The sequence below is a fragment of the Brevundimonas sp. genome (assembly GCF_031082345.1).
In the GTDB taxonomy this organism is placed as follows: Bacteria; Pseudomonadota; Alphaproteobacteria; order Caulobacterales; family Caulobacteraceae; genus Brevundimonas.
The window spans coordinates 1-10,779 of sequence record NZ_JAVHLH010000027.1 but is presented as its reverse complement, the minus strand read 5'-3'; the positions used below and the strand labels follow the sequence as shown (position 1 = coordinate 10,779).

The following is a 10,779-nucleotide window of genomic DNA, read 5'->3' as shown; positions in this document are numbered from 1 at the left end:
GGCCGGTTTGTCAGGCTGGCGCGGCCGCGGTCAGTGCGATGCGTCGCCGGAGTCGATGAGTACGGGCTGGCCGACGTGCGCCGTCACCTCGACGGGCGGGGCGGAGGCGAAGGTCAGGGTCAGCGCCACCGTGTCTCCCGCCGTGAGCGGCTCGGCCACGGCCAGCAGCATGATGTGGTTGCCGCCCGGCTTCAGTTCGACCGCCTGGCCGGCGGGGAGAGGCAGACCCTCCTTGAGCTCGTACATCATCATCATGTTGCTCTCCACGCGGCTCTCGTGGATCTGGGCCCGGCCGGCCACGGGGCTGGAGACGCTCACCAGCCGGTCGTCGGCGCCGGCCGTCAGGGTCAGGTAGCAGCCGGTGGTCTTCCGGCCGATCGGTGTCGGGCGGCACAGGGCGTCGGCGACCTGGACCGTCGCGGCGGCGTCCGGCTTCGCCTCGCCGCCGGGCGTGCAGGCGGCGAGGCCGGCGAAGGCGAGCAGGATGAAGGGGAGGGAGGTGCGGGCCATGCGGGGAGCTTTCTGAAGGATCGCGGCGGTCTATCGCCCGCCACGTCGCCGGGCAAGGCGGCTGGCTGTCACGGGTTCAGCCTTCGCCACGCGCCGCCTGCCGGGGGCTGAATTTAGGAGCCGGGGCCAGACGCATGACCTCGGCCTGGTAGCGGTCGTCGTCGCCCGCCAGGGCGAAAGGCAGGGCGGCGGCGACGGCGTCCAGCATCGGCTCCAGCCACGCCCGGTCGGCCTTGTGGAAGTCGCTGAGCACGTGGCCGTGGACCAGCTGCGGCTCTCCGGGATGGCCGACGCCCATGCGTCCGCGGCGGAAGTCGGGACCCAGCTGGCTGATCAGCGAGCGCACGCCATTCTGGCCGGCCGCGCCCCCGCCCGTTTTCATCCGGAACCGGCCCGGGGCCAGATCGATCTCGTCATGGAAGACGATCACCTCTGACGGGGCGACCTTGTAGAACCGCGCCGCCTCTCCGACCGCCCGGCCGCTCTCGTTCATATAGGTCTGCGGTTTCATCAGCAGGACCCGCACGGACCCCGCGGCGGTGGGAACCTCGCCCTCGCGGATCACCGACTGGAATTTCGCGCGCTCGGGCCCGAACGACCAGCGCCGCGCGATCTCGTCGGCGGCCATGAATCCGATGTTGTGGCGATTGCCCTGGTATTTCGGGCCCGGATTGCCGAGGCCGGCGATGATGATCATGGCGGGTTCCGGATAAGGAAACGGCCCCGTCCGTCGCCGGATGGGGCCGTTCCAGTAGCAGCTTGTCGCGAGAGGATCAGCCCTCGGTGGTGTCTTCCTCGGCGGCGGCCTCATCGGTCGCCGTCTGTTCGGTCGCTTCGACCTCGGCGGCCTCGGCGGCGACTTCGGCGTCATGCGCTTCGTCGGCGGCGGCCGAGATGGCGGCCGAAGACGTCTTGATGGAGGCGATCACGAAGTCACGGTCGGTGATGGTCGGCTCGACGTCCTTGGTGCCCTTCAGGTCGGTCCAGCGGATGGTGTCGCCCAGTTGGTGGCCGGCCAGGTCGACGATCAGGTCTTCCGGGATGTGGTCGGCGCGAACCTTGACCTCGACCGAGTGACGGACGACTTCCAGCGAACCGCCCTGACGGAAGGCTTCGCACTGGTCCTGGTTGATGAAGTGAACCGGGATGTCGATCTTGATGGTCTGCTTGGCGTCGACCCGCATCAGGTCGAAATGCAGCGGACGGTCCGACACCGGGTCGAACTGCACGTCGCGGGCGATGACCGGCTGCGATTCATCGCCGTATTTCAGGGTCACCAGGTGGCCCAGCAGCTTGCCGGTGTAGAGCGACTTGCGGAAGTCGCGTTCGTTCACCGCGATGGCCACGGGGGCCTTTTCGCCGCCGTACAGCACGCCGGGGACCATGCCCGCGCGACGCGCGGCGCGAGCGCCGCCGGTGCCGACGCCGTCACGGACATCAACGTTCAGAATGATCTCGGCCATCTGGCTCGCCTCAACAACAGAAACGCCGCGCTGACGTAATCGCCCGCGCGGCGGGGTCCTCGAACCCTCGAATTCAAGAGCGCGGGCTATTACACGCAGACGCCCGGGGACGCAACCGTCTGGTCGCCCGGATGGCTCCGCAGATCAGCCGCCGCTGTTCAGGGCCTGTGTCGCCGAGACCGAAGCCGCCGCGGCCCCGGCCGCCACCGGGGTCTGAATCGCCGGCTCTGAATCGGCCACTTCGGTCGCGGGAGCCACGATGGGGGCGGGTTTGATGTTCTGCGCCGTGCAGGTGGCGAGGTCGCGAGCGACGTGGCGGCCGACGCAGAAGATGTCCTCGTAGCTGGGGCGCGAGGCCGCCAGGCACTGGAACAGCATCAGCTTGGACATGTTCAGGCAGAATTCGCTGTTCTGCTCAATCGTCAGGGCCTCGGTGTTGGCGCGGGCGTCCTCGCCGCCGGCGCCGAGCGCGGCCAGGGCGGCCAGGGCGAGCGAACGCACCACGGCGGGCGTATAGGGCGGGCCTGACGTGGCCGGCGTCACCTCAAGCCCCGAACCGCTGTTGGCGGCCGCGAACAGCCGGGCCGATTCCTCGGCCGCCGGCAGCATGTGGACGACGGAGAGCGCCTTGGCGCCCTGCAAACGGGTGTCCCGATCGGCGATATTGACCACGGCCCAGCGGCGGCGAGGGTCGGATCGGCCCTGAATGGTGTAGGCGTCTTCCTCGACGGCGTCCGCGATCGCCAGCATGGCGGCCGAATCGCGCCCGATGGCCTCAATGATCAGACCGGCCGCGGCGTCGGCTCCGGGGAGGGTGGCGGCGTAGGCCGGATCCGCGATGATGCGGGCGACCATTTCCTGACGGATGGCCGGATCCACCGCAAAGGTGCGGACGCCCTGCACGAACTCAGGCGACTGGAGCGCCAGGATCGACCCGTAGGCGATCATGCCGCGAGACAGCTGCGCGGGCTCGTAGGACGCCCCCTTGCGAATGGCCGCCTGGATCGAGTCCGCCGACTCGAAGCCGGCCTTGATCGTGGTGGCGTCACGCATGAAGGCCACGTAGATGGAAGCCGCCTGCGCCACGCCTTCATTCAGGCTGACGGCCGGCGGCGGCGGCGGCGGCGGCGGGGCCGGCTCGGGTTCCGGTTCCGGCGTCGCGCAAGCCGCCAGAACGGTCATCGCGGCGATGGCGGCCAATGACAGGCCGCGGCGAAAACGAGCCTCAAGCATACGAAATCCCCACCAGGACGCATGACGCCGTCTTCCGGCGCCGGACTGCGGACCCGCTTATAACGCGGTCAAAGTGGTTCCACGAGCCTTAATGCAAGCTTGGCCGCGCCGGCGGGGACAGGGGAAGGGCGATTATCGAGCGGCGGCCCGGCCCGGCTCGGTGTTCAATTTTTCCGTTATCGAGGGCGCCGGACGTGGAGGAGGAGGCGAAGCGGGGGCCGGCGGGGACACGGCCGGCGGCGGGACCGGCGTTATGATGATCGGCTTGGGGGCAGGAGGGGGCGGATCCGTCGGGATGACGTCCGACACGGTGACGATCGGCGCGGGCATGGCCGCGCCGCGAGAGCAGGTGGCGAGGTCGCGAACGATATGGCGGCCGATGCAGAACATGTCCTCGTAGTTTGGCCGCGAGGCCGCGAGGCACTGGAACAGATTCAGCTTCGACATACTGAGGCAGCCCTGGCTGACGCGGTCGAACTGCAGGGCGTCGGTGTTGGCCCGGGCGTTTTCCCCGGCGTAGCCCAGGGCGGCCAACGCCGCGAGGGCGAGAGCATTGACGACGGCCGGGGGATAGGGCGGCTTGCGAGGAGCCCCGCTGATCGGGAGCGCGTCGCCACCGCTGTGGGCCGCCGCGAACAGGCGAGAGGCCTCCGCCGCCGGCGGCAGCATGGACTGGGCCGAACTGACCTTGGCGGCCTCCAGACGACCCTCGCGATTCGGCACCTCGGCCACGCCCCACGACCGACGGGGGTCGTATCGCGCCTGGATGGCGTAGGCGTCGTTCTCGATCGAGTTCGCGGCCCGGCTCAAGGCGTCGATGTCGGCCGACAGCGTCGTCATGACCAGGCCCGCCGCGGCGTCCGCGCCCGGCAGGGTGGAGGCCAGGTCGGGATCTGCGACGATATCGGCGACGAGCCTCTCACGCGTCGTCCGGTCGCCGGCCAGCGAGCGCACGCCGGCGACGAACTCGGGCGATTGCAGCGCCAGGATCGAGGCGTAGGCCACCAGTCCGCGCGAAATCTGGCCGGGATCGTAGGCCGCGCCGCGCCGCAGCGCCGCCTGGATTTGATCCGGATTTGTGAAACCGCCCTCGAGAGCGGCCATGTCGCGGCTGAACGCCCTGTAAACCGCGGCCGCCTCGGCGACGCCCTGATTGAGAGCGATCGGTGGCGGCGTTCGCGCGGCGATCTCGGCGGCGACCCGCGCGGCTTCTGCCTCGGCCTCGGCGGCGGGGTTGTTGGAGGCGCAACCGGCCAGAAGGGCGGCGGCGGCGAGAGTGGCGACGGACAGACCGAAAACCGGACGCATCAGGACTCCTCGGATTACCGGCGCCCAGCAACGCCCACCCTGACGGCGCAAATGGGGCAGCCGTCGATCGGGTTCCGGGAAATCTAGTCGAACAGCTTGGAGACGGACTCTTCGTTGGCGATCCGCCGGATGGCCTCGCCGATCAGCGGCGCCACGGAAACGCGGCGGATTTTCTCGCAGGTCAGGACTTCGTGAGGCTGTTCGATGGAGTCGGTGATGACCAGTTCCTTGAGCGGTCCGTCGGAGACCCGCTGGACGGCCGGGCCGGACAGCACGCCGTGGCTGATATAGGCTGACACCTCGGTCGCCCCCTGCTCGATCAGCGCCTTGGCCGCGTTCACCAGGGTGCCGCCGGAATCGACGATGTCGTCGAACAGGATGCAGCGCCGCCCCTCGACATCGCCGATGATGTTCATGACCTCGCTCTCGCCCGCTTTCGGTCGGCGCTTGTCGACGATGGCGAGGTCCGCATCCAGCCGCTTGGCCAGCGACCGCGCCCGGACCACGCCCCCGACGTCCGGCGAGACGATCATCAGATCGTCGCCCCTGCGGTAGTGTTCCTTGATGTCCTGGGCCAGGACTGGCGTGGCCAGCAGGTTGTCGGTTGGAATGTCGAAGAAGCCCTGGATCTGTCCGGCGTGCAGATCCATGGTCAGGACCCGGTCGGCTCCGGCGCGGGTGATCAGATTGGCCACCAGCTTGGCCGAGATCGGCGTGCGCCCGCCGGTCTTCCGATCCTGCCGGGCGTAGCCGAAATAGGGCATCACCGCCGTGATCCGCCGCGCCGAGGCCCGCACCAGGGCGTCGGTGATGATCAGCAGCTCCATCAGATTGTCGTTGGCGGGATAGCTGGTCGACTGGAGGACGAAGACGTCCTCGCCGCGGACATTCTCCTCGATGACCGCGAACACCTCGTTATCGGCGAATCGCTTCACCTCGGCCTTGGTCAGCGGCATGTCGAGGTGGGCGGCGATCGCCTGGGACAGCGTCCGGTTGGAGTTGCCAGAGAGCAGCTTCATGTCCGGTCATCCTTTCGCCGTCATCGCCCGGCTGAGAATAGCGCCGCCGCGTTGGCGCGCTTCATATCAGGGGACGGCTCAGCCACAAGCGCCGAGCGTCTTTTTGGCTGACTTCTTCCCGCATTGGCGTGGGGTTGTCCGCTGGTGTAGAGATCGCGTCTCGTATCCGGGGGCGCCGACGGGCGGATGCCTGCCGGCCTGTCATGTTGAGGTCGTCCTTGCCTGCTTCCAAGTTCCGCGCCGGTCTGATCCTGTCCGCAGTGGTCGTCTCAGCCCTGACGATTTCCGCCTGCGGCAATCGCGAGCGGCCGCGCCTGGCCTATGAGGAACGTCCGGTCGAGGCGCTCTACAACACCGGCTATCAGCGGCTGCAAAGCCGGCGCTGGGGCGACGCGATCGACTATTTCCAGGAGGTCGAGCGCCAGCACCCGTATTCGGAATGGTCGCGTCGCGCGATCCTGATGCAGATTTACGCCCACTATCAAAGCAACGATTACGCCGAGGCGATCGCGGCGTCCGACCGCTTCATCCAGCTGTTCCCCGGCAATCCGAGCGCGCCCTACGCCTTCTACATGAAGGCCCTGTGCAATTTCGAGCAGATCACCGACGTCGGCCGTGATCAGGGCTATGCCCAGGCGGCGCTGGACGGGCTGCGCGACGTGGCGCGCCGCTACCCCGGGACCTCCTACGCCATCGACGCCACGGTCAAGATCGACATGGTCAACGACCAGCTGGCCGGCAAGGAAATGTCCATCGGCCGCTATTATCAGCGCGCCGGCCAGCCGCTGGCCGCGCTGAACCGCTACAAGGCGGTGATCGACAACGAGGCCTACCAGCGCACCTCGCACACGCCCGAGGCGCTCTACCGGCTGGTCGAGGTCAATCTGCAGCTCGGCCTCGAGGAAGAGGCGACCCGAAACGGCGCGGTTCTGGGCCACAACTATCCGGGCAGCCCCTGGTACGCGGAGGCCTACGCCCTGCTGACCGAGGAAGGCCGGCAGCCCGATGTCGCCCCCGAAGGGCAGCGTGAAAGCTGGCTGCGCCGGATCATTCCCGGCTGACGTTTCCGGTATGTTCCGCTACCGTCGGGGTTTACCCGGGGTGCGAAAGGCCAGCATTCTCCGGCGTCGCCAGAGAGATCGATTCGCTTTGCCTCATCCTGATCCCTGCGCCTTCGGTCCCGTGACCCTCGACCGGGCTGGCCCATGCTGACCGCGCTCTCCATCCGCGACATCGTGCTGGTCGACGCGCTCGACCTCGAGGTCGAGGGCGGCCTGACCGTGCTGACCGGCGAGACCGGGGCCGGCAAGTCGATCATCCTCGACGCCCTGGGTCTGGCCCTGGGGGCCCGGGCCGACGCCGGTCTGGTGCGCAGCGGCGCGAAACAGGCCTCGGCCACCGCCGTCTTCACCGCGCCCGATGATCCGGCCCTGATCGAAATGATCGCCGAACGCGGCTTCGACGTCGCGCCGGGCGAGGATCTGATCCTGCGCCGGACGCTGGCCGCCGACGGCCGCAGCCGCGCCTTCGTCAACGACCAGCCCGCCGGCGTGACCGCCCTGCGCGAGATCGGCCAGGCGCTGGTCGAGGTGCATGGCCAGCACGAGACCGTCGGCCTGCTGGACTGGAAGACCCACCGCGCCCTGCTGGACAATTATGGCGGCCTGCAGCCCCAGCTGGACGGGGTCGCCGCCGCCGCCGAGAAACTGAAGGCCGCCGAACGTACCGTCGCCGATCTCAAGGCCGTCGCCGCCGACGCAGCGTCGCGGGCCGAGGAACTGACGCAAAACCTCGCCGACCTCGACGACCTCGACCCCCGCGCGGACGAGGAGACCGAACTGGCCGGCGAACGCGCCATTCTCGGCGCGGCGGAGAAGGCCGTCGCCGACCTCGCCGACGCCCGCGCCTCGCTGGGCGGGGACAAGCTGTCCCAGAAGCTGTCGGCCGCCCTGCGCGCCGTCGAGCACGCGCGCCAGCGGGCGGGGCAGGCGGGCACGGACCCCGAGCATCCGCTGCTGCAGAAACTGTCCGCGGCCGCCGAGGCGATCGACCGCACGTTGGTGGAAGCCGAGGAGGCCATCGCCTGCGTCGACGCCGCCGCCAACGCCTTCGACTTCGAGCCGGGCCGGCTCGACAAGGCCGAGGAGCGCCTGTTCGCCCTGCGCGCCGCCGCCCGCAAGCTGAACACATCGGTCGACAGCCTGCCGGTCCTGCGCGTCCGCTTCCGCGAACAGCTGCGGCTGATCGAGGACGGCGCTGAGGCCATCAGCGCCGCCGAACGCGCCGCCTCCGCCGCGCGCGAGGCCTATGATATGGCCGCCACGCTCCTGACCTCCGCGCGCGAGGCCGCCGCCGACCGGCTGACCGCCGCCGTCATGGAGGAACTGGCCCCCCTGAAACTGGAGCGCGCTCGCTTCCGGGTCGCTTTCGAGCCGACCGTCGAGGGGCGGCGCGGACCTCTGGGCGTCGAGACCGTCCGCTTCGAGATCGCCACCAACGCCGGGACCGCCTTCGGTCCGCTCGACGCCATCGCCTCGGGCGGCGAACTGGCCCGTTTCGCCCTCGCCATGAAGGCGGCGCTGGCCGGGCGCGAGGACCAGCGCCAGCCGGTGATGATCTTCGACGAGGTCGACCAGGGCGTCGGCGGCGCCGTGGCCTCGGCGGTCGGGGCGCGTCTGCAGCGCCTGGCCCACGGCGCCCAGGTGCTCGTCGTGACCCACAGCCCCCAGGTCGCGGCTCGCGGCCACGCGCACTGGAAGGTCCGCAAGGCCGACGCCGACGGCCTGACGACGACGACCGTCGATGCCCTCGACGAGGCGGCGCGGCGCGAGGAGATCGCCCGGATGCTGTCTGGCGCGCAGATCACCGACGAGGCGCGCGCGGCGGCCCGGGCCCTGATCGGGTAGAACCGGGCTAGGGTCAGGCCCCCAGAATCCAGCCCTCTTCCTGCTCGACCGGCGCGATCAGCGCCTCATCCGCGCCCTTGGGCGGGGCGAAGGCCTTCGACAGGTCGCTGCTCTCGTCCAGCTTCGCCAGCGCCTCCGCGGTGGCGCGGACCTGGGCCTGGTCCTTGAACTCCCCGGGGTTGGGCGTGCCCTCGAACATGGACGGCCAGACCTCGACCACCAGGGCCGACAGCGGCTCAAGGTCGGCGGCGTCCAGCGCCCGCCAGCCGGTTCCGAACGGCCAGACGGCGCCGGACGGGCCCAGCTTCTCCAGCAGGCGACGCACGGCCGGGATGCCGACCAGGGTCTGGCCGCCCACAGCGCCGGCGCCGTGCATCTGCCAGACGCTCTTGGGCTGCAGCCTGCCCTTGCGGACAGCGATCTCTGTGGCCCGAAACTCCGGAATATCCGCCCCGGCGCCGGCCGGCGGCTTGGTCGTGGTCAGCCAGCGCTGGGCCTGTTTGGCCGGCGCGCCCCACATGGGCCAGGCGTTGTCGGTCATCAGCCGGTTGATCTTGGCCGCCACCTGATAGCGGTTGTTGGTGTTGTCCGGCTTGTCGACCACGTTCGAGGCGATGAATTTCCACATCGCCTGCCACGGCGTTCCGGTCAGCTTCAGCCGCTCCGCCGTCCCCGCCGGATAGCCGAAGTTGAAGTCGAACCCGACCAGCACCCGGTCGCCCCGCTTGCGGTGATCCGCCAGCAGGGACGCGAGCAGCGTCTCGCCCTCGGCGCGCGTCGCGACATTGTGGGTCTCGGTATACAGCCGGAAGCGGACATCGCGCTTGGCCACGCCGATCCAGAGCGACTGGTCGCCCAGCTTCTTGCCCTCGGCGGCGGTCCAGTCGGCGATGATGTAGGCGTCAAACAGGCGGGCCACGGGGGGCGCTCCGGATACTCAGGCGGCAGGGGATGTGGGCTTCTAGCCCTACGGCGGCGAGGGAGGAAGGGCGATCAGCCTTTCAGCAGCGCCTCAAGGTGCGACAGCCAGCGGCGGCCCAGCCGCAGGGCCTCGCCGGGCGAGCTGGTCTGGACCGGCAGGGTGGCGTCCCACAGGGCCAGCTCGAACTCGGGATGGCGGGCGTCGCCGAACATCAGCCGCAGGACCACCTGCTCCGCATCCGGAGCGAGAATATCCAGCGACTTGCGAGTCTCGCCGCGGCGGACGCGGGCGACCACATGGCCGTCGACGATGATCTCGCCGCCATCGATCTCCTCGAAGGCATAGACCAGGCCGGCGGCGCCCCGGTTCCACAACACGGCGATCTGGGCGCCGTCGAAGTCGAGCCCGGCGGCGCGTCCCTCTGCCGGCGACAGGGCCTCGGCTTCGGGGACGGCGCCCAGCGACTTGAGCAGGGCCCGGCGCATCCGGCGCACGGGCTCCATCCACCAGGCCAAAACCAGGGCGGCGGTGGTCAGCGCCGCCGCCGCCAGCGCCACGAGCAGAATGACCCGAAGCGCTTCGGCCATGGTCAGTCTTCCAGCTCGATCACGACCGGGACGTGGTCGGAAGGCTTGTCCATGTCGCGGGCGTCGCGATGGGTCTCGATGGCCTGGAAGCGATCGGCGGCCTGGGGCGACAGCAGGTGGAAGTCGATGCGGATGCCGTGGTCGCGCTGCCAGGCGCCGGCCTGGTAGTCCCAGAAGGTGTAGGTTCCCGGCGGCTGGCCGCCCAGCTCGCCGGCGTCCGACAGGCCGAGATGGCGCAGGGCCCGGAAGGCCGCCTGGCTTTCAGGCTGGAACAGGGCGTCGCCGACCCACGCCGACGGATTCCTGGCGTCCTCGGGCGTCGGGATGACGTTGTAGTCGCCGCACAGGGTGAAGGGCTCCTCCAGCGCCAGCAGGTCGCGCGCGTGGGCGTAAAGCCGGTCGAACCACGCCAGCTTGTAGGCGAACTTCTCGGTGCCGAGCGGATTGCCGTTGGGCAGGTAGATGCATCCGACCCTGACGGGCCGCGCCGCCTCGACCACCGCCTCGATATAGCGGGACTGTTCCGCGTCCGCTTCGTAGCCCGAGCCGTCCGTCCCGGGGAGGCCGCGCCGGACGTCGGACAGCGGGTGTTTCGAGAGGAGGGCGACGCCGTTGTAGCTCTTCTGGCCGTGGGTCTCGACGTTGTAGCCGAGGCTCTCGAAGGCCTCGCGCGGGAATTTCTCGTCCACGCATTTGATTTCCTGCAGGCAGGCCACGTCCGGTTTGGCCGCTTCCAGCCAGGCCAGCACGGTCGGCAGGCGGGCGTTGACGGAGTTCACGTTCCAGGTGGCGATGCGCATCGAGGGCTCCGGCGGCGGTGGCGGGAAGCTA

At 69.6% G+C, this 10,779-nt stretch carries 11 protein-coding genes; 2 read left to right on the top strand and 9 right to left on the bottom strand.

Going from position 1 to position 10,779, the window contains the following annotated elements; all coding sequences use genetic code 11:
• Positions 1-30: 30 nt before the first annotated feature.
• The 6 genes from RDU12_RS03220 to RDU12_RS03195 all read right to left on the bottom strand — a co-directional run bounded on the left by RDU12_RS03220 (position 31) and on the right by RDU12_RS03195 (position 5,533).
• Positions 31-510, bottom strand: coding sequence for a copper chaperone PCu(A)C (locus RDU12_RS03220; protein ID WP_300289415.1), 480 nt, complete (start codon positions 508-510; stop codon positions 31-33).
• A 76-nt stretch (positions 511-586) separates the two neighbouring features.
• A complete protein-coding gene (gene pth / locus RDU12_RS03215; RefSeq protein ID WP_300289414.1) occupies positions 587-1,207 on the bottom strand; it encodes an aminoacyl-tRNA hydrolase in 621 nt (206 codons plus the stop codon).
• A gap of 76 nt (positions 1,208-1,283) precedes the next feature.
• The gene (locus RDU12_RS03210) at positions 1,284-1,973 is read right to left on the bottom strand and encodes a 50S ribosomal protein L25/general stress protein Ctc (protein WP_300289413.1); all 690 of its coding nucleotides are present in this window, start codon (positions 1,971-1,973) and stop codon (positions 1,284-1,286) included.
• 144 nt (positions 1,974-2,117) lie between these two features.
• Positions 2,118-3,206, bottom strand: a complete 1,089-nt coding sequence (locus RDU12_RS03205; RefSeq protein ID WP_308684090.1) for a hypothetical protein — start codon at positions 3,204-3,206, stop codon at positions 2,118-2,120.
• Between the two features lie 132 nt (positions 3,207-3,338).
• Positions 3,339-4,514: a hypothetical protein gene (locus tag RDU12_RS03200; protein WP_300291828.1), complete on the bottom strand. Its 1,176-nt coding sequence runs from the start codon at positions 4,512-4,514 to the stop codon at positions 3,339-3,341.
• Between the two features lie 83 nt (positions 4,515-4,597).
• Positions 4,598-5,533 (bottom strand): ribose-phosphate pyrophosphokinase, encoded by a 936-nt coding sequence (locus tag RDU12_RS03195; RefSeq protein ID WP_300291826.1) that lies wholly within the window; start codon positions 5,531-5,533, stop codon positions 4,598-4,600.
• 203 nt (positions 5,534-5,736) lie between these two features.
• On the opposite strand from RDU12_RS03195, the gene RDU12_RS03190 reads away from it, so the two are divergent.
• Complete coding sequence (locus RDU12_RS03190) at positions 5,737-6,594, top strand: outer membrane protein assembly factor BamD (RefSeq protein ID WP_300291824.1); 858 nt, start codon at positions 5,737-5,739, stop codon at positions 6,592-6,594.
• Positions 6,595-6,738: 144 nt separating this feature from the next.
• Entirely contained in the window at positions 6,739-8,439 is a 1,701-nt protein-coding gene (recN, locus tag RDU12_RS03185; protein ID WP_308684089.1) for a DNA repair protein RecN, read from the top strand.
• A 13-nt stretch (positions 8,440-8,452) separates the two neighbouring features.
• Here the strand turns inward: recN and RDU12_RS03180 are convergent, their stop codons facing one another.
• From RDU12_RS03180 to RDU12_RS03170, 3 genes are all read right to left on the bottom strand, one after another.
• Complete coding sequence (locus RDU12_RS03180; RefSeq protein WP_300290123.1) at positions 8,453-9,358, bottom strand: cobalamin biosynthesis protein CbiG; 906 nt, start codon at positions 9,356-9,358, stop codon at positions 8,453-8,455.
• 74 nt (positions 9,359-9,432) lie between these two features.
• Positions 9,433-9,948, bottom strand: a complete 516-nt coding sequence (locus RDU12_RS03175) for a hypothetical protein (RefSeq protein WP_300290122.1) — start codon at positions 9,946-9,948, stop codon at positions 9,433-9,435.
• A 2-nt stretch (positions 9,949-9,950) separates the two neighbouring features.
• Positions 9,951-10,748, bottom strand: coding sequence for an exodeoxyribonuclease III (locus RDU12_RS03170; protein WP_300290121.1), 798 nt, complete (start codon positions 10,746-10,748; stop codon positions 9,951-9,953).
• Positions 10,749-10,779 lie beyond the last annotated feature (31 nt).